General features: G+C 33.7%; 16 protein-coding genes. 12 read left to right on the top strand and 4 right to left on the bottom strand.

Annotation, left to right across the window (positions count from 1 at the left end; translation table 11 throughout):
• The first annotated feature begins 2 nt into the window (after nt 1-2).
• Together EJA19_RS05665 and EJA19_RS05660 are read left to right on the top strand one after the other, a co-directional pair.
• Nucleotides 3-746 carry a hypothetical protein gene (locus EJA19_RS05665; RefSeq protein ID WP_125467380.1) on the top strand — a complete coding sequence of 248 codons (744 nt, stop codon included), beginning with the start codon at nt 3-5 and terminating at the stop codon, nt 744-746.
• A 56-nt stretch (nt 747-802) separates the two neighbouring features.
• The gene (locus tag EJA19_RS05660; RefSeq protein WP_125467379.1) at nt 803-1,666 is read left to right on the top strand and encodes a hydroxymethylglutaryl-CoA lyase; all 864 of its coding nucleotides are present in this window, start codon (nt 803-805) and stop codon (nt 1,664-1,666) included.
• 47 nt (nt 1,667-1,713) lie between these two features.
• Here the strand turns inward: EJA19_RS05660 and EJA19_RS05655 are convergent, their stop codons facing one another.
• Nucleotides 1,714-3,933 (bottom strand): TonB-dependent receptor family protein, encoded by a 2,220-nt coding sequence (locus EJA19_RS05655; protein ID WP_125467378.1) that lies wholly within the window; start codon nt 3,931-3,933, stop codon nt 1,714-1,716.
• Between the two features lie 382 nt (nt 3,934-4,315).
• Here EJA19_RS05655 and EJA19_RS05650 point away from each other — a divergent pair, with 382 nt between their 5' ends.
• The 7 genes from EJA19_RS05650 (at nt 4,316) to EJA19_RS05620 (ending at nt 10,217) form a co-directional block, all read left to right on the top strand.
• A complete protein-coding gene (locus EJA19_RS05650) occupies nt 4,316-4,753 on the top strand; it encodes a thioredoxin family protein (RefSeq protein WP_125467377.1) in 438 nt (145 codons plus the stop codon).
• The gene (locus EJA19_RS05645; RefSeq protein WP_125467376.1) at nt 4,754-5,734 is read left to right on the top strand and encodes an FAD:protein FMN transferase; all 981 of its coding nucleotides are present in this window, start codon (nt 4,754-4,756) and stop codon (nt 5,732-5,734) included.
• Nucleotides 5,731-5,940: a DUF4266 domain-containing protein gene (locus EJA19_RS05640; RefSeq protein ID WP_125467375.1), complete on the top strand. Its 210-nt coding sequence runs from the start codon at nt 5,731-5,733 to the stop codon at nt 5,938-5,940. Before EJA19_RS05645 ends, EJA19_RS05640 begins: the two co-directional genes overlap by 4 nt.
• 2 nt (nt 5,941-5,942) lie before the next feature.
• Complete coding sequence (locus EJA19_RS05635) at nt 5,943-7,232, top strand: DUF3570 domain-containing protein (protein ID WP_125467374.1); 1,290 nt, start codon at nt 5,943-5,945, stop codon at nt 7,230-7,232.
• A gap of 5 nt (nt 7,233-7,237) precedes the next feature.
• Entirely contained in the window at nt 7,238-7,954 is a 717-nt protein-coding gene (locus tag EJA19_RS05630; protein ID WP_240640222.1) for an Insecticidal toxin complex protein, read from the top strand.
• Between the two features lie 72 nt (nt 7,955-8,026).
• Nucleotides 8,027-9,499, top strand: a complete 1,473-nt coding sequence (gene guaB / locus EJA19_RS05625; protein WP_125467373.1) for an IMP dehydrogenase — start codon at nt 8,027-8,029, stop codon at nt 9,497-9,499.
• 76 nt (nt 9,500-9,575) lie between these two features.
• The gene (locus tag EJA19_RS05620) at nt 9,576-10,217 is read left to right on the top strand and encodes a sterol desaturase family protein (RefSeq protein ID WP_125467372.1); all 642 of its coding nucleotides are present in this window, start codon (nt 9,576-9,578) and stop codon (nt 10,215-10,217) included.
• A 16-nt stretch (nt 10,218-10,233) separates the two neighbouring features.
• On the opposite strand, the gene EJA19_RS05615 is transcribed toward EJA19_RS05620, so the two are convergent.
• Nucleotides 10,234-10,908: an SIR2 family NAD-dependent protein deacylase gene (locus EJA19_RS05615; protein WP_125467371.1), complete on the bottom strand. Its 675-nt coding sequence runs from the start codon at nt 10,906-10,908 to the stop codon at nt 10,234-10,236.
• A 55-nt stretch (nt 10,909-10,963) separates the two neighbouring features.
• Between EJA19_RS05615 and EJA19_RS05610 the strand changes: the two genes are divergently transcribed.
• A complete protein-coding gene (locus EJA19_RS05610) occupies nt 10,964-11,620 on the top strand; it encodes a TrmH family RNA methyltransferase (protein ID WP_125467370.1) in 657 nt (218 codons plus the stop codon).
• A gap of 23 nt (nt 11,621-11,643) precedes the next feature.
• Here the strand turns inward: EJA19_RS05610 and EJA19_RS05605 are convergent, their stop codons facing one another.
• Entirely contained in the window at nt 11,644-12,426 is a 783-nt protein-coding gene (locus tag EJA19_RS05605; protein WP_125467369.1) for a carboxypeptidase-like regulatory domain-containing protein, read from the bottom strand.
• Between the two features lie 166 nt (nt 12,427-12,592).
• Between EJA19_RS05605 and EJA19_RS05600 the strand changes: the two genes are divergently transcribed.
• Complete coding sequence (locus EJA19_RS05600; protein ID WP_125467368.1) at nt 12,593-15,535, top strand: T9SS type B sorting domain-containing protein; 2,943 nt, start codon at nt 12,593-12,595, stop codon at nt 15,533-15,535.
• Here the strand turns inward: EJA19_RS05600 and EJA19_RS05595 are convergent, their stop codons facing one another.
• Nucleotides 15,536-17,281 (bottom strand): DEAD/DEAH box helicase, encoded by a 1,746-nt coding sequence (locus EJA19_RS05595; RefSeq protein ID WP_125467367.1) that lies wholly within the window; start codon nt 17,279-17,281, stop codon nt 15,536-15,538. It abuts the gene before it with no gap.
• Between the two features lie 212 nt (nt 17,282-17,493).
• Between EJA19_RS05595 and EJA19_RS05590 the strand changes: the two genes are divergently transcribed.
• Nucleotides 17,494-18,504, top strand: a complete 1,011-nt coding sequence (locus EJA19_RS05590) for a DUF4421 family protein (RefSeq protein ID WP_240640221.1) — start codon at nt 17,494-17,496, stop codon at nt 18,502-18,504.
• The last annotated feature ends 4 nt before the right edge of the window (nt 18,505-18,508 follow it).

Below are 18,508 nucleotides of genomic sequence, written 5' to 3'. Positions count from 1 at the left end.
CAATGAATTATTCTAATTTCTCTTTTAAACTAACCTTTTATATTGTTCTAGGGTTTATTTTGTTTACAATTATTGGCACGTTATCACATGAAATGGGACATATTGTTGTGGCAAAATATTTTGGTTACGATACAACGTTAAGTTATGGTAGCATGAATTATTATCCTAAAGGTTATATGGAAGATGAAGATACCAAAAGGTTAATAAAACTTAACGAAACTTATTTTAACACACCATACGAAGCATTAGATGACAGCGTAAAAAAAGAATTTGAAAATGTAATAAATAGAATTGAAACAAAGTTTGAGTGGAAAAATACTATTTGGGTTACCCTAGGAGGTCCAATACAAACTATACTAACATCGTTTTTAGGTTTTATAATTTTATATTTTAGGAAATCGTTTAAAAAAGAAACTTTTAAGTTATGGGATTGGCTAGCCATTTTTTTGAGTCTTTTTATTTTAAGAGAGGTTTTTAATACAGTTATGGCTCTAGTAGAAACTGCCTTAGGAATAAAAAGTAGTTTTAATGGTGATGAATTTAAAATATCACGTTATTTAGGATATAATCCATGGGTTATTCCTGTTATAACAGCAGGAATAGGTTTGTTAATCTCAATAGGAGTTATTTTTAAAATTCTTCCCAAACAATATAGGTTAAGTTTTATTATAGCAGGATTTATAGGAGGTGTTTTAGGATATAGTGTATGGTTTGGCTTTTTAGGGAATTTTTTGTTTTCATTATAATGAGTTTTCAAGAAAACGTTTTCGTAGAACACAATCTTTCTTATCTTTGAATTTCTATGAACAACCACGTAAAAATCATTGAATGCCCTAGAGATGCCATGCAAGGCATTAAAGCATTTATCCCTACCCAAAAGAAGGTGCAATACATTCAGTCCTTATTACGTGTTGGATTCGACACCATAGATTTTGGAAGTTTTGTATCGCCCAAAGCCATTCCACAAATGGTAGATACTGCAGAAGTGTTATCGCAGCTAGATTTATCTAAAACCCAAAGTAAACTATTAGCCATTATTGCTAATGTACGTGGCGCAAACGATGCCTCAAAACATGAGCCCATACAATATTTAGGGTATCCATTTTCTATATCCGAAAACTTTCAAATGCGTAATACACATAAAACCATTTCGCAATCTGTAGATATTTTAAAGGAGATACTAGACATTGCAAACAATTCTAATAAAGAGGTTGTTGTGTATATTTCTATGGGATTTGGAAACCCTTATGGCGACCCTTGGAATGTTGATATAGTAGGAGAGTGGACCGAAAAGTTAGCCGATATGGGAGTGAAAATATTATCGTTAAGCGATACTGTTGGCACATCAAACCCAGAAAATATTGATTATCTATTTTCCAACCTAATACCCAAATATCCTCACGTAGAGTTTGGGGCACATTTGCATACTACACCAACCACTTGGTTTGAGAAAGTAGATGCCGCTTATAAAGCTGGATGTAGACGGTTTGATGGTGCTATTCAAGGTTTTGGCGGTTGCCCCATGGCTAAAGACGAACTCACAGGAAATATGCCTACCGAAAAACTATTGTCTTATTTCACCTCAAAAAAATCTAGCGACTTAAATGCTATGAGTTTTGAAAGTGCCTATAACGAAGCCACTAAAATTTTTAGTATATATCATTAAAAAAAGCCACAAAAGTGGCTTTTAAATCTATTAATGTTAAGGGTTTATTATAGTTTGAACTCTAAACCAAGGTTTGCTGCAAAAGGCATTCCTGGTCTTAATCCAGCAGGCACTCTTGAAACGGCATAAACACTATCTAAAGCATTGATAACATTCCCTGTTAAGCTTAAGTGCGTGTTAAAGTGATATTTTGCTGAAAAATCTAACACAAAATTAGAATCTACTTTTTCATTTTTAGGTATAGACCCAGAACCAGCTAACGTTCTAAATTCTCCTAAATAACGTCCGCTAGCATTAATTTCAAATTGATTATGCTCTAACGATATCATTAAGTTTATTTGATGCTCTGGTATGTAAGGTAATTGATCACCTTTTTCTACTTCTCCCCAAAGGTCGTCATCGCTACCAAATGAATTTTGAAACTCGGTATGCGTGTACGTATAACCTAATGATATTGGTAAGTTCCATTTAGCGTTTTTTGCTAGAAGATTGTAATTAAAAAGCGCTTCTAAACCAACAACGTTGACTTCGCCTGCATTAAACTGTTCTAACGATCCTGTTCCTCCTGTTGCTGCCAAATCACTACCTAAAAGATTGCTATAGTCATTGTAAAACGCAACAACTTCACCTTTTAAATTCAACATAGAAAATCTAGAGCCTAATTCGTAGTTTATACTTTCTTCTGGTTTTTGTCCGGTTGTGTTACTTGGTGGAGAAAACCCTTTGTGAACACCCCCAAAAATTGAAGTCATATTATTAAACTTATAACTAAAACCAACGCCAGGAATAACAATATCTACTTTATTTTCTCGGCTAGATAAATCTGTACCAGTACGATTCACATCATTTCTACCATAATCATCACGATGTAGTACAATGTTTTCATAACGTAATCCAGGAGTAACAGTTAGTTTTTTGTACTTAAATTTATACATGGCATAAGCTGCAAAAGCTTTGGCAGAGCTAACTCTGTTGGCATCTGTTCCTGGCTCACCTGCTTGGGTTAAAGCCATTATCCCTTGATTATTTATGTTGTAATTATCAACCCATTGAAAACGATCTTCTTCGTCATAATGATAACGTAATCCTACTTCTATATCATGAAACGCTTTATTGATTTTAAAATGATAATCTAATTTTGTTTGAACGCCTTTGGCGTGATATAATCTGTTATTTGCTTTTACTTGTAAAGCATCGTCCAATGAGTTTATTTGGCCTCTAACTATTTGCATGTATTCTGGGTAGCTATTAGGTTGGCTAATAATATCTGCGATACCTAATTTATTTCCATTTAGAGTAATGTTGTTTAATTTATACCAGTTTCGTTGAAACCTGTTATAATATCCTACGGTTGTTAGTCTAGCATTTGAAGAGAAATCCAACTTATGTGTTGCTGAAAATTGCAAATGTTCGGCCACCATTTTATCTTTTTGTGATGCTGCATATCTGTCAAATGGATTCTCATTAAAATCATCATCCGTTAGTCCTAAGTAGGTTTCATGAGATACTTCATCAGAAAACTGAAATTTAAACTCTAAAGCTTGTTTTAAGTCAGCTTCTTTATTTGAGTTTATTCTAAACTTAGCAACAACATCATTTTTATCAAAACCAGTATTTCTGTTATTAAGTAAGTTTTTAAATCCATCAGAGTTATAATTGAGATACTCGACCATATAACCTATGTTCTCTTTGCTGTCTCCAACTTTAGCTCGGAATTGCCCTGTATTAAATGTTCCGTAGCTACCAAAAATACTAGCGTGAAAAGAATCTGGTATTTGTGTAGAAACCATATTAATTGCACCACCTGTTGTAAAAGGCCCATATTGTACTTGGCTACTTCCTTTTAAAATTTCTACAGCCTCCATTCTGGCTATTGACGGAAAATAATAAGCAGCAGGAGCACTATAAGGAGCAGGAGCAATTAAAACGCCATCTTCCATGATAGAAATTTTTGAGCTACGTTCTGGTGATGTGCCTCGTAAACTAATGTTAGGACGTAAACCAAAACCATCTTCTTCATAAATATTAACCCCAGGTACAGCTCTTAAAACTCGGTTAATATCGGTATAATTAAATCTACTTAATTCTTCTGGAGAAACATAATAAGCAGAACCTGTTCTGTTTTTTGCGACGTATTTATTACCAAAAATAACATTTGTAGAGATAATAACTTCTCCTAAATCTTGAACAGAATCTAATGTTTTTTTGTTTTGAGCAGATAAAGATATGCTTAGTAATAATAATGCAATTGGTAGGTAGTTTTTCATGTTTATTTAGACTTATTTCAAATAATCTTGTTTTTGGTCTGCAAATGTAAAATCAAAAAACACTATTTACAAGTTTATTTAGAATAAATAAATATAAAAAAGCTAGTTTCCTAGCACTCAAAGCCTAGGGATTTGGACGTAGAATTAATTTGTTTCATGTCTAAATAACATGGAGGATATGCAATTTAATTCTGTTTAATTAATTTTAAATCAATAATTTAAGTATGTTGTTGTTAATAGGATTATCTCTTTTTTTTAGGTAAAATTAGGTGTAGCATTTTTTTTGTGTAACATTTATAACACATAAACTGAAATATAAGTTATTAATTAGCGTTACTTTTAATTTAAAGTGGTAGTATAAGTAATATTAAGTCTATATATAATGAAAAAATTAATATGGTTATTAGCTGTTGTATTAGTTTCTAATACGATGTTTTCTCAAGATTGGCATGATAATTTTAAAGAAGCACAATCAAAAGCACAAGAGTCTCATAAGCCTATAATTTTAGTGTTTTCTGGATCAGATTGGTGTGCCCCTTGTATTAAGTTGGATAAGCAAGTCTTCCAAAGTGATGCTTTTAAAAACTATGCCAATGAAAATGTCGTTTTAATGAGGGCTGATTTTCCGCGTAAAAAACAAAATGCCTTATCTGATGAACAACAAAAACAAAACAGAGGTTTAGCTGAAAAGTATAATCCCAATGGTTTCTTTCCTTATGTATTAGTCCTAAACGAAAAAGGAGATATATTAGGTAAAATGGGGTATGAAAAAGTGAAACCTGAAACTTATATAAACAAACTCCAATCATTTGTAAAGTAAATGAAATTTCTGGTACCGCTATATTGTTTTCTTATAGTATCTCAAGTAACCTTAGCTCAAAGCACTTATAAGAAGACCTTAAAGTTAATGGGAAGTCGGTTTGATATTACAGTTATTGCCGATTCCCAAGAACAAGCCAATGGTTTTATAAACGATGCTGTTGAAGAAATACAACGTATAGAACGTTTAATATCCTCTTGGGATCCAAACTCCCAAACATCATTAATAAATAGTCAAGCAGGTATTAAACCTGTGGTTGTTGATTTAGAATTGTTTACCTTAATAAAACGAGCTATTGGTATTTCAAAACTCACTCAAGGGGCTTTTGATATATCGTACGCCTCTATGGATAAAATTTGGCATTTTGATGGCAGTATGACCAAAATGCCAGAAGCTTCCACAATAAAACAATCTGTATCTAAAGTTGGGTATAAAAATATTATTCTAGATGAAGCAAACCATAGTGTGTTTTTAAAACTGAAGGGTATGAAAATTGGTTTTGGAGCGATAGGAAAAGGCTATGCTGCAGATCAAGCCAAAGCGCTTTTAAAAGAAAAAGGTGTACAAGGAGGTATTATAAATGCCTCGGGCGATATGAACACTTGGGGCTATCAAACCAACGGAAAACCATGGCAAATAGCTATAACCAATCCGTTGAATAAAGACCATGTTTTTGCTATGCTTCCAGTTGATGATCGTGCTATTGTAACCTCTGGTAATTACGAAAAGTATGTAAAGTTTAATAATACAAGGTATACACATATTATAGATCCAAGAACAGGATATCCAAGTACAGGTGTAATTAGCGTAAGCGTACTAGCACCAAAAGCCGAATTAGCCGATGCTTTAGCAACATCTATCTTTGTAATGGGAAAGGATATTGGATTAGATTTTGTTAACCAATTAGAACAAATTGATTGTATAATAATAGATGAGAATGGAACCGTTTTCTATTCAAATAACATAAAACCAAAAAAATGAAAAAGCTTATAATGTTAAGTGTATTAGCTTTGTTTTTAAGTTCGTGTGTCACGGTAAAAGAATACGACAAAGTTAATATAAACGACCCAGAGATGGTGTTGTCTGCGAAGAAAATAGAACGTTTTGAAACCAATTTTCAATTATACCGTGAAGCCTCTTCTGGAGCAAACGGAGGAAAAACAGGAGGAGGCTGTGGTTGTAATTAATTATGAAAAAAGCAGTAAGCATAATAATAGGTCTTCTAAGCTTGATTTCTTATGGTCAAGAAGTCAATGAAGACGATGCAACATCGTACAAAAAGAAAGTTCTAGAGTCAACAGAGGTTGATTTTTTAATGAGCTACTACACACAAGATGGTAATCACGCCGCAGTTTCAGGAGGACAAGGTACAGAAGAATTAACCGATCTTACCCCAACTTTTGTTGTCGCTGTTCCTTTAAATAGTGACGACGTTTTAACAGTCGATGCTGGTATTTCGGCATACTCGTCGGCATCATCAAGTAATATTAATCCATTCGATTCATCCAAACCAGCAAGTCCATATTCCGACTCATCTGGAGCATCAGCTTCCGATGTTTGGGTAGGCGCAAATATTGGATACTCCCATAGTTCAGATGACAGAAATAATATTATTGAGGGGCACCTAAGCGTCGCGACAGAATACGATTATTTCTCTTTGGGATTTGGAGGAAGTTACACCCGTTTATTTAACGAAAAAAACACCGAAATAAGCGCAAAAGCTAATGTGTTTTTAGACACTTGGAATCCACAATATCCTATAGAATTACGCCCAGATTTTTCAAATAATAATATTACAGGAACAGGGACATATAATCCCTTTAAATATCAGGCTTTTAACGATGAAAACCGTAATTCGTACAGTTTGTCTATAAGTTTTTCACAAATATTATCTAAAAAACTACAAGCGTCTGTTTTTATCGATTTGGTACAGCAAGAAGGATTGTTGTCAACACCGCATCAACGTGTGTATTTTAAAGATCAGCCAGACTTTTTTATAGATGATTTTCAATTAGCCGATGATGTAGAGCGCTTACCAGATACACGTTTTAAAATTCCTGTTGGTGCACGTTTAAACTATTTTGTAAACGAACGTTTAACCGTTAGAACGTACTATCGTTTTTACAATGATGACTGGGGTATAAACTCACATACGGCAAGTATAGAATTGCCTTTTAAAATTTCAGATAAATTTACAGTATATCCAGTTTATCGTTATTATACACAAACAGCAGCAGATTATTTTGCACCGTATGAGGCACATCTTTCAACAGAAGAATACTATACCTCAGATTACGATTTATCCAAATTCCATAGCAATCAATATGGCTTTGGGTTTAATTACACCGATATTTTTGCTTCTATGCACTTATGGAAATTTGGTTTAAAAAGTATAGACTTCCGTTATGGTTATTACGACAGAAGCGATGGCCTAAGTGCTAATATTTTTTCTGCAGGATTTAAGTTTATAATGGACTAAGTTTGATGCCTTATTTTTTTAGATGTACTATATTCGTAATCTCTCTGTTTTTTGTAACGCCGTTTTTTGCTAAAGAGTGGAAATCACTTCATCAGTACCAAAAAGAAACAGGAGAGATTGAGTTGTCGCTTTCAGATTGGTTAAAAAAAGATCGCGTAAAAAATACGGTAGTTTGGCAAGAGGCCAATGCTCATAATTTAACACATAATTTATACAACGAGTACCAAACCATAAGAGAACGTCGCGATTTTTACTTGTGGTATTACAAAGAAATAGATGCCAAAGGTCATGAGGTTGTTTGGCCAAAAATGGCACATTTTATTTCAAAAAAATTACGGTTAACCATGGCGTTTCCTTACAAGGTTTTTTTAAGGAAGTCTGTAAAAGCATATAGTAAAAAAGGAAGTAAAACAGTTTTTGATAACGCCTTTTTAGAAATGAAACGGTTATTGTATTCCGAAAATGTTTTAACAGGAACACTTGCTTTAAATTGGGATAAAGCTATTTTAAAAAAAGAACAATTCGAGTGGCTCGTACCTGTTTATAAAACGGTTGACGAAAAAACCAAAAAAACAATCACCAACATTGCTAAAGGACACTGTTTTTATGGGTTTTTAGTGCCAAAACCAATTCGTTTTAAAGGCGATCTTTCCAGTACAACAGAACGTTATAATTACGCTTTAAATGATTTACGAGAGTATTGTAAAATACATTATAAATAATTTAACGCCAACTTAAAAAGTATTCAACCATAATATCGTATATTTGCATGCAATTATAACCGTAATTGCATCATGACAGCACATCAAAACAAGATTCTAGGTGAAGGATTAACCTACGATGACGTCCTTTTAGTTCCAGCTTTTTCAGAAGTTTTACCACGCGAAGTAAGTATTCAAACTAAATTCACAAGAAACATAACATTAAACGTACCTATAGTATCAGCAGCTATGGATACCGTTACCGAAAGTCGTATGGCTATTGCTATAGCCCGCGAAGGTGGTATAGGAGTGTTACATAAAAACATGACTATAGAGCAACAAGCTGTAAAAGTTAGACGTGTTAAACGTGCAGAAAGTGGTATGATTATCGATCCGGTAACGTTACCATTAACAGCTAAAGTGATTGATGCAAAACAAAATATGGCTGAACATAGCATTGGAGGAATACCAATTGTTGATGACGAAGGTATTTTAAAAGGTATTGTAACTAATCGTGATTTACGATTTGAAAAAAACAACAATCGTCCTATCGTTGAAGTTATGACTTCAGAAAACCTTGTAACAGCTGGTGAAGGTACCTCTTTAATGGACGCCGAGGTCATTTTACAAGACAATAAAATTGAAAAACTTCCTGTAGTTGGTGAAAATAATAAGTTAATCGGTCTTATTACGTTTAGAGATATCACCAAGCTTACTCAAAAACCAAATGCTAATAAAGATGAATACGGAAGGCTACGAGTAGCAGCTGCCATAGGAGTAACTGCCGATGCTCTAGAACGTGCTGAAGCTTTGGTAAATGCAGGAGTAGATGCCGTAATTATAGATACAGCACATGGCCATACCAAAGGTGTTGTTGCGGTTTTAAAAGAAGTAAAAAAGAAATTTCCAAAATTAGAAGTAGTTGTTGGAAACATAGCTACACCGGCAGCAGCCAAATATTTGGTAGATGCTGGAGCCGATGCTGTTAAAGTAGGTATTGGACCAGGATCTATTTGTACCACACGTGTTGTTGCAGGTGTTGGATTCCCACAGTTTTCAGCAGTATTAGAGGTTGCAGCAGCCATTAAAGGAACAGGTGTACCAGTTATTGCTGATGGTGGAATTCGTTATACAGGAGATATTCCAAAAGCCATTGCTGCAGGTGCCGATTGTGTGATGTTAGGATCCTTACTAGCGGGGACTAAAGAATCACCTGGTGAGACTATTATTTACGAAGGTAGAAAGTTTAAATCTTACCGTGGTATGGGATCGGTAGAAGCCATGAAAAAAGGTAGTAAAGACCGATATTTCCAAGATGTAGAAGATGATATTAAAAAATTAGTACCAGAAGGGATTGTTGGTCGTGTACCATATAAAGGGGAGTTGGTAGAAAGTATTCACCAGTTTATAGGTGGTTTACGTGCTGGAATGGGATATTGTGGTGCTAACAATATAGAAGCACTTAAAGAGAATGGTCAATTTGTTAAAATCACGTCTAGTGGTATTCATGAAAGTCACCCACACGATGTAACAATAACCAAAGAAGCTCCTAATTATTCTAGGTAAAACATTTTGATTTTCAGTTGATTAAATTGTTTTAGTTATTGTTTTTTGTTATTTTTAAGTAGTAACAAAAGGCATTATGAAATCTAAAGTCAAAACTGATTATAAATTAGGAGAGGCTCAAATTTTTAAAAGCCAATTTTTAGAGCGTTTAACAAAAACTAATGCAATCACGAATGTCTTTATTTATGGACTAATTGTGGTTGCATTAATATATTATGCTTTTAAGATTGTAGGTTTGTCTTTTATGATTTTTTTAAGCCTCTTTGTTTGTGGCATAATCTTTTGGACATTAGCAGAATATGTTCTACATAGATTTCTTTTTCATTGGGTAACAGAACATAAAGTGGTACAACGGTTTCATTTTATTATGCATGGCTCTCATCATGAATATCCAAAAGATAAACAGCGTTTGTTAATGCCACCAGTTCCAGGAATACTATTAGCCTCGTTATTGTTTGGTGGCTTCTATATCGTTTTCTGGGTTTTAGGAGTTCCACATTTAGTCTTTGGGTTTTATCCTGGGTTCTTTTTAGGCTATTTAATGTATTCTTTTGTACATCGTGCTATTCATGTACGTAAACCCCCCAAACGTTTTAAGCATTTATGGCATCATCATAACCTTCATCATTTTCAATATCCAGATAAAGCTTTTGGAGTATCTAATACATTTTGGGATAAAGTTTTTGGTACAATGCCGCCTAAACAGAAATTTAATTAACAGTTTTTAGTACTTTTTATAGGTAGTAATTAATAAATTTTTGCAAACCTGTTGTCGCTTTTTCCGAGATAACATTAACCTGATGTGTAGCGCTTAAAGCAGGTTTAGGATCTATATAATAAATACTTGTGTTTTGTGGTACATAATCTACTAAACTAGCAGCAGGATAAACTTGCATAGAGGTGCCAATTATTAATAATACATCGGCTGTTTGACAAATTTTAATAGCGTTTTCTATCATAGGAACAGCTTCGCCAAACCAAACAATATGAGGGCGTATTTGATGGCCTTCTTTGCAAATATCACCTAACATAATATCTTTTTTCCAAGGAAACACATTGGTTGCATTGCCAGTACTTCTTGCTTTTAAAAGTTCGCCATGTAAATGAATAACATTGCTACTACCGGCACGTTCATGTAAATCGTCCACATTTTGTGTGATGATGGTTGTTTTTATATCTTTTTCAAGACTTGCTAATAAGTAATGCGCTTGATTAGGTGATACTTCAAGTAATTGTTTTCTACGTTGGTTGTAAAAGTCTAAAACAAGTTCAGGATGTTTTTTAAAACCATCTGGGGAGGCAACTGTCATCACATCATGACCTTCCCATAATCCATTTTCATCTCTAAATGTTTTTATACCACTTTCGGCACTCATACCAGCACCTGTAAGAACCACTAAATGTTTCATGTTTATTCTACTTTAGAAGTAGGTGCAAATTAGGATTTTAAATTATCTTTGAAAAATGATAGATATTAAACTTCTTGAGTATTTAGAAAGTTACTTAACAGATAATAGAAAACAGCGATTTTCTGATGTTCTTAAAGAGCGAACAAGGCATTTTACAGTAGCTACCGAAGATGTCTACCATTTACACAACACAAGTGCTGTTATACGAAGCTGTGATGTATTTGGCATACAAGATGTTCATGTTATTGAAGAAAAACGAACCAAGCGCATAGAAAGTGAAATTGCGTTAGGTGCCCAAAAATGGGTAGACATTCACAGACATAAATCGACTGATAACTGTATTGATAGTTTAAGAGATAAAGGTTATCAAATAGTAGCCACAACACCGCATACTAAAGATTGTGTGTTGCAAGATTTTGATATAACAAAGAAATCTTGTTTCTTTTTTGGGAAGGAAGTTAATGGGTTATCTGATACCGTTATGGAACAAGCTGATGGTTTTTTAAAAATTCCTATGGTTGGGTTTACCGAAAGTTTAAATATATCGGTTTCGGCAGCTATTATTTTGCAGTATGTAACATCTCAACTAAAGCAAACATCATTACCATGGATGTTAACAGAAGACGAATTATTAGAAAAGCGATTGGATTGGACTAAAAAGTCTTTAAAAAATTACGATACGTTGCTTAAGCATTTTTACAACAATCAATAGTGTGAATACATTGCGATAAATTATTAAAGTCGGCCAGATTTTCTGCTACGACTTAATACTTTGTATTCTTCATAACACTCGCTAATAGCATCGAGTATTTGAAGATCGTTGGCTTCTCTTATAAAGCCTTTAGAGTAGTTACACTGACGTACAATTTCATCTAAATTAACTTTTTCTACTTGCAATAATGCCATAAGCATTTCTCTATCAAAACGATTTGCTAAAATATTTCTAATTTCATCATCTTGCTTCATTTTCTTTAACTTACGCATTTCGTTGGGCTGCTTGCCAAACATACGATGTAAAAAATCGGCGGGATTAAAAATAGCCCCTAATACTTTTGTGACACCGTTTTTATGATTACCTGCTTCGTAACCAGTAGAAGGTAAGCCAGATATGCTATAGCGATAATTTGTGTTAATGGGAATTTGATTAATATCTACTTTTAAATGTCCCGTAAGTTTAAATTGATGTACAACCACTTCTTCTAATGCAAGTGCCAACTCAGTAAGCTCTATTGTAGATTCTCCAAATTTTATCCAGTCGTTAGTAACACGTACTTTAATAGATTTAAACCCTAGATAAGAAAAATGGAGTGTGTCGTTGGCTTGTGCTCTTAATTCAAATTGTCCTTCTTGACTAGTTGAGGTTCCAACAACTTGCGTTAAGTTTACAATATTTACATTTTCTAAAGGCGCACCATTGGCCGAGTTGATTACTTTACCTTTAACAAAAGTCTCCTCGTCTTGGGCGAAAGTAACAGCACTAAACAATAAACACGTTATAAATAAGAAATAAAACTTCATAAGAATGATATGAATTGTAAAAATAGGAAACTTAAAAAGAAAATATGATTATTTGTAATTTAATATTTTCATAAAGTTTTTAATCTAAAATTATGTACATTTACAAGAGATAGGATAAATATTTATTTCTATTGTAAGCTATTAGTCGAACTTAATTTTTAGGAACTTGTTTAAAATAGATGTTATTTCTGTTAGGTTAATTTATGGCCTTTTTTTATGTTTTATTTCGGCAGGTTATTCGCAAGAAGAAGCCTCCATTTGGTACTTTGGGTCTAATGCTGGTGTTCAATTTAATGCTGAATCACCAGATCCTATCGTTTTAAACGACGGTCAATTATCTACAGAAGAAGGGTGTTCTACCATTTCAGACTCTAATGGAAATTTGCTTTTTTATAGTGACGGTATAACCGTTTGGGATAAAATGCATAATGTTATGCCTAATGGTACGGGACTTAGAGGAGATCCTTCAAGTACGCAATCAGGCATAATAGTGCCCAAACCTAATAATCCCGATGTTTATTATATTTTTACTGTAGTAAATGAAGCAAATGCAGAAGGCTTATGTTACTCTGAAGTTGATATGAATTTAAATGGTGGAAATGGCGATGTAACTTCAATAAAAAATGTCGAACTTTTATCGCCTTCAACAGAAAAAATATCGGCCGTAATGCATGAAAATGATACCGATATTTGGGTTATAGGACATGGATGGGATAACAATAGTTTTTTAGCTTATAGAGTAACTCCCTCTGGAGTAAATGTTACTCCTGTAATTTCTAATGTAGGCGAGGTTCATGGAGGAAACACAGCCAATACTATAGGCTATTTAAAATTTTCTCCAGATGGCCAAAAATTAGCAGTAGCTAAATGGTCTAATAATTCTTTTGTAGAAATTTTAGATTTTGATAATACTACAGGAACGGTTTCTAATCCAGTAACTATAAATGGTTTGTTTTATTTAGGTGTGTCTAATGGAGCTTATGGTATAGAGTTTTCACCAGATAGTAGTTTGTTGTATGTAGGCGATACAAATTTTAGCACCTCTCAAGGTAGAGTGCATCAATTTGATGTAACTCAACCCACTGCCAATGCAATTATTAATTCACAGACAATATTAAACGAGGGAACTGAAATTCCTGGCGCTTTACAATTAGCCATAAACGGTAAAATTTATATTTCGAATACCTCCACAGGGAACTTAGATGCTATTGAAAGCCCTAACGAACTAGGTACAAACTGCAATTATGTTAGTAATGTGGTAAATTTATCACCTGGAATAGCTATTTATGGGTTACCACCGTTTATTCAATCATTTTTTTCGGTAGCTATTAATGTGGAGAATGTTTGTTTAGGTAGTGAGACCGAATTCTTTATAGAAGCAACAGATGAGATAGAATCTATTTCTTGGGATTTTGGAGATGGTAATACATCAACAGAAGAGATCCCAACACATATTTACCAAACCCCAGGCGATTATGTGGTATCGGTTACGGTATCTACAACCGATGAAACTAAAACATTTGAAAGAGATATTTCTATTTATTCCGTTCCAGTAGCAAACCAAGCGAGCGATTATATACTTTGCGATATTGGAAATGATGGCGAAGAAAGCTTTGATCTTAATACGAAAACAACCGAAATTTTAGGAACTCAATCAGCAACCGATTTTGATGTCATGTATTATGCCTCAATAGAAGACGCCGAAAACAGAGAAAATGACTTACCAATACTATATACAGGGAACGACCAAGAGATTTTTGCTAGAATATACAACGCACAAGCACCAAATTGTTATGATATTTCTAGTTTTAACTTAATACTTAGTCAACAACCAGAAGCGCAAGCAGTACAAGATATTACAACTTGTGATAATGAGATTTTAGATGGAAGCGAAACAATAGCTTTTAATACTATTACACCAATAGTTTTAGGAAATCAGGAGGCGAGTTTGTTTAACGTTAGTTATTATTTAAATCAAACCGATGCCATAAATAACGATGGTAGTTTACCAACTGTTTATACAACAATTAACAACCCTCAAGAAATTTTTATAAGAATAGAAAATACAGAAAATCAGAACTGTTATGACATCACCTCTTTTAACATTTTTGTAGAAGATCAAATTATAGCCTACACACCAGAAAATATGTTTGCGTGTGACGATGTTTCTAATGATAGTGTTGAAACGTTTGATTTAACCAATCAAGAAAATGCTATAATAAATGGACAAAGTGGGGATTATGAGATATCTTATTATTTAAATGAAACAGATGCTATTTTAGGGGATAATGCCATATCAAACAACTACCAAAACACAAGTCCTTCTGAAACCATTTATGCAAGGATAGAAAAAGATTCCAATCCTAACTGTTTTGATGTTACTTCTTTTGAAATAGCAGTTTTAGAGTATCCTGAGATAATAATGCCAGACTCCTATAATATCTGTACCAATGAAACAGTTGCTTTACATGCCCCATTAGGATTTAATACTTATTTGTGGTCTACAGGAGAAACAACAAAAGATATTACTGTAACACAACCTGGAGATTACACGGTAACAGTTACAAAAGTATTTAATACAAACCCTGTTACCGAATGTGAATCCAGTAAAACAATTCACGTTATAGAATCTGATGAAGCCATTTTTGAAACGTTTGAAATTCAAGATTGGACAGAAGATAGTAACAGTATTGCTGTTTTTGTAACAGGACTTGGTAATTATGAATATTCTTTAGATGATATTACATATCAAGACACACCAGTTTTTTACAACTTAGAACCTGGAGAATATAGTGTCTTTATAAGAGATAAGAATGGTTGTGGTGTTATTTACGAAGACATTTACTTAATGCATTACCCTAAATTTTTTACGCCAAATGCCGATGGTTACAATGATTTTTGGCAAATAAAAATGGCAAGTCACGAACCAGGCTTAGAAATATTTATTCATGATAGATTTGGAAAACTATTAACAAAAATAAATCCCAACTCAGTTGGTTGGGATGGAACATTTAATGGCGAGTTAATGCCTACAAATGATTATTGGTTTGTAGTAAAGCGCCCAAGTAATGGCAAAACCTATAAAGGGCACTTTACATTAAAACGCTAATTATTTACGTCTTGAGCGTCTTGGTCTTGATGCTCTAGAACTAGATCGTCTCCCTTTAGAAGAACGATCAAAACTTTTATTGCTGCTATTATTACGGCGACGCTTTCCGCCACCACCGCGTTTACGACCTTTTCCTTTGCCTTTGTCTTCGGTGATTTCAACTTTTACTTTACGACCATTATACTCGATATTGTTAAAGGTTTCCAAAACTTTTTTCTCTTGAGAAGATTCGGTGTTGAAAAATGAAAATGTTCCCATAACATCAACTTTAAACACATCTTCTTTACCAAGCTGAAGAACATCGCGAAGCATATCTTTAAGCTCCATCCAGTTAAAGCCATCCTTTTTACCAACATTAATAAAGAAACGAGTTGAGTTTTCGTTACTAGTATCACGCTCGCTACTGTGTTTCGCTTCTAAATTAAGGTCTTTAGAATCTTTGTAATAATTGTGAAAACGCGTAAATTCTACTGAAAAGAACTTTTTAATTAACTCATCTTTAGAGGTGTCTTCAAATAACTGATTAATACTATCTAAATATCCATCAATTTTATGGTTAATCTCTGTGTTATGAATTTTATTAGCTAGCGACATTAATTGAACTTCGCAAATTTCTATACCACTAGGAATATCTTTCTTTACAAACTCTTTTTGAATTTTTCGTTCTATAGATTTAATGCGTCGTAATTCGCTTTTAGTAACAATAACCATAGAAACGCCTGTTTTACCAGCACGGCCAGTACGACCACTTCGGTGGGTGTAAGTTTCAATTTCATCTGGTAATTGGTAGTTTATTACGTGTGTAATGTCGTCTACATCGATTCCTCTGGCAGCTACATCGGTAGCTACAAGCATTTGAATTTGCTTGTTTCTAAAGGCTTTCATTACCAAATCTCGTTGGTTCTGACTTAAATCGCCATGTAAAGCGCCAGCGTTGTAGCCATCTTCAATAAGTTTTTCGGCAACTTTTTGCGTGTCACGCTTAGTTCTACAAAATACAACCGAGAAAATATCTGGGTTCATATCGGCCAAGCGTTTTAACGCTAAATAGCGTTGTCTACCATTAACAACGTAGTATTCATGACTTACTTGTTCGCTTCCTACATTTTTGGCGCCTACGGTAATTTCCATTGGGCTATGCATGAATTCTTTGGCAATACTGGCAACTTCTTTGGGCATAGTTGCCGAAAATAACCAAGTACTTTTGTCTTTTGGAGTATGCGATAATATGCTTGTTATGTCTTCATAAAAGCCCATGTTAAGCATTTCATCAGCTTCGTCTAAAACAGCGTATTCTATTTTAGAAATATCGACTAGCTTTCGGCCAATCATATCTTTCATTCTACCTGGTGTAGCCACCACAATTTGGGCGCCTCTTTTAATATCTTTGGCTTGCTCGTTTATACTTGCTCCACCGTAAATAGCAACTACATTTAAACCTTTACAATATTTACCATACAATTTAAGCTCGTTGGTAATTTGTAAACAAAGTTCTCTTGTAGGTGACAGTATAAGCCCTTGAGTTGTACGACTATCTACATTAATTTTTTGTAGCATAGGAAAACCAAAAGCAGCAGTTTTTCCTGTTCCTGTTTGTGCTAAGGCAACTAAGTCTTGTTCTTCGTTTTCTTTGTTTAAAAGAGTTGGGATCGCTTTTTCTTGGACTTCACTTGGGGTTTCAAATCCTAAATCAGAAATAGCTTGTAATAGGTCATTATTAAGACCTAAATCTTGAAATGTGTTCATTTTGTTTTAAATAAGTATTCGATTGTATGTTGTGGTGTTACCTAGAAGCGAATCGACATACTTAACCTTAAAACTTCTTGTAACACATCCTCACCCTGAGGAATTTAAAGCGGCAAAGATACGCTTTTATTGTGAATATCTTTTTTTGACGACTTTTTTTTGTTTTTCATAGCTTAATTCTTGTTATTTATGCCTTAAGAAAAGGTGTGTAAATGACTTCCCGAAAATTAAGAGTAGCATTTATTATAAAGATCTTTGTAGTATGTTTTTGTGGCATACAACAAATTAATGCGCAAATAATAAAAGACTCCCTAAATATACTTGAAACAGTAGATACGCTTTTTGTAGATCGTGATTTTTCTAATTATTCATTACGGGTTTTTACAAATTATAAAGGGAGAACTTTAAAACTGAAAGATGATAATTCTAAATCGCGCTTTGTGCCCAATAATAGGCATGGTATAGGAATTGGTGTGGCTAATAGTAAGATGGTTTTAGATATTGCTTTTAACCTAAAAACTAAAAAGAAAAATGCAACGAAGCGGTTTGATATGCAAGGCGCTACTATACTTGGCAAACATAATTATGTGAATTTTTATTTACAGTCTTACAAAGGCTTTTTAGCAAAAAATGATTTTGGCGAACCTTCGATTTTTAGAAGTGATATAAAATCGTTAACAGCTGGGTTTAATTATTTATATACATTATCTGAAATAGAGTTTTCGTATTCGCTTTTAAAAGCAGGGTTAGCAAGGAAACATAAAAATGTTTATATAACTGGTGGCTTGGGTGTTTTTGCTTTTTTTGATTATTTCTCGGCAAACGGAGCTATTTTACCACAACAGTATTACCAATATTATAGTGAGCAGGCACAAATAAAACGGTATAAAGGTATGGGAGTTGGTCTTTTAGGCGGACTTTTGTCTGTTTTTGTGTTACCCAAAAATATAATAGCTTCCTGTAACCTCATGCCAGGGGTAGCACTTATTAATAATCAAGTGGTTTTAAATGATGATGATTATCGCCCCAAAAAACCTATGCTTTACAAACTAGACTTTACACTTTCTTTAGGATATAACTTTAAACGTTTTTATGTTAATTTAAGTTATGGCGGGGCAACCTACTTTACAAAATTAGGTTATGGTAATAAATATCAATCTAATATTTCTAACGCAAAATTAGCTGTTGGTTACAAGCTTAAAAAGAAGCGTGTTAAACGTTAGTGTA

This window comes from Mangrovimonas spongiae, assembly GCF_003944795.1.
GTDB classification, from domain to species: domain Bacteria; phylum Bacteroidota; class Bacteroidia; order Flavobacteriales; family Flavobacteriaceae; genus Mangrovimonas; species Mangrovimonas spongiae.
This window is presented reverse-complemented; position numbering and strand designations above follow the sequence as displayed.

What these genes read in the sequence shown, in the direction of transcription:
- EJA19_RS05665 (WP_125467380.1), top strand. Translation starts at nt 3, where the DNA reads ATGAATTATTCTAATTTCTCTTTTAAACTAACCTTTTATATTGTTCTA.
- EJA19_RS05660 (WP_125467379.1), top strand. Translation starts at nt 803, where the DNA reads ATGAACAACCACGTAAAAATCATTGAATGCCCTAGAGATGCCATGCAA.
- EJA19_RS05655 (WP_125467378.1), bottom strand. Translation starts at nt 3,933, where the DNA reads ATGAAAAACTACCTACCAATTGCATTATTATTACTAAGCATATCTTTA.
- EJA19_RS05650 (WP_125467377.1), top strand. Translation starts at nt 4,316, where the DNA reads ATGAAAAAATTAATATGGTTATTAGCTGTTGTATTAGTTTCTAATACG.
- EJA19_RS05645 (WP_125467376.1), top strand. Translation starts at nt 4,754, where the DNA reads ATGAAATTTCTGGTACCGCTATATTGTTTTCTTATAGTATCTCAAGTA.
- EJA19_RS05640 (WP_125467375.1), top strand. Translation starts at nt 5,731, where the DNA reads ATGAAAAAGCTTATAATGTTAAGTGTATTAGCTTTGTTTTTAAGTTCG.
- EJA19_RS05635 (WP_125467374.1), top strand. Translation starts at nt 5,943, where the DNA reads ATGAAAAAAGCAGTAAGCATAATAATAGGTCTTCTAAGCTTGATTTCT.
- EJA19_RS05630 (WP_240640222.1), top strand. Translation starts at nt 7,238, where the DNA reads ATGCCTTATTTTTTTAGATGTACTATATTCGTAATCTCTCTGTTTTTT.
- guaB (WP_125467373.1), top strand. Translation starts at nt 8,027, where the DNA reads ATGACAGCACATCAAAACAAGATTCTAGGTGAAGGATTAACCTACGAT.
- EJA19_RS05620 (WP_125467372.1), top strand. Translation starts at nt 9,576, where the DNA reads ATGAAATCTAAAGTCAAAACTGATTATAAATTAGGAGAGGCTCAAATT.
- EJA19_RS05615 (WP_125467371.1), bottom strand. Translation starts at nt 10,908, where the DNA reads ATGAAACATTTAGTGGTTCTTACAGGTGCTGGTATGAGTGCCGAAAGT.
- EJA19_RS05610 (WP_125467370.1), top strand. Translation starts at nt 10,964, where the DNA reads ATGATAGATATTAAACTTCTTGAGTATTTAGAAAGTTACTTAACAGAT.
- EJA19_RS05605 (WP_125467369.1), bottom strand. Translation starts at nt 12,426, where the DNA reads ATGAAGTTTTATTTCTTATTTATAACGTGTTTATTGTTTAGTGCTGTT.
- EJA19_RS05595 (WP_125467367.1), bottom strand. Translation starts at nt 17,281, where the DNA reads ATGAACACATTTCAAGATTTAGGTCTTAATAATGACCTATTACAAGCT.
- EJA19_RS05590 (WP_240640221.1), top strand. Translation starts at nt 17,494, where the DNA reads ATGACTTCCCGAAAATTAAGAGTAGCATTTATTATAAAGATCTTTGTA.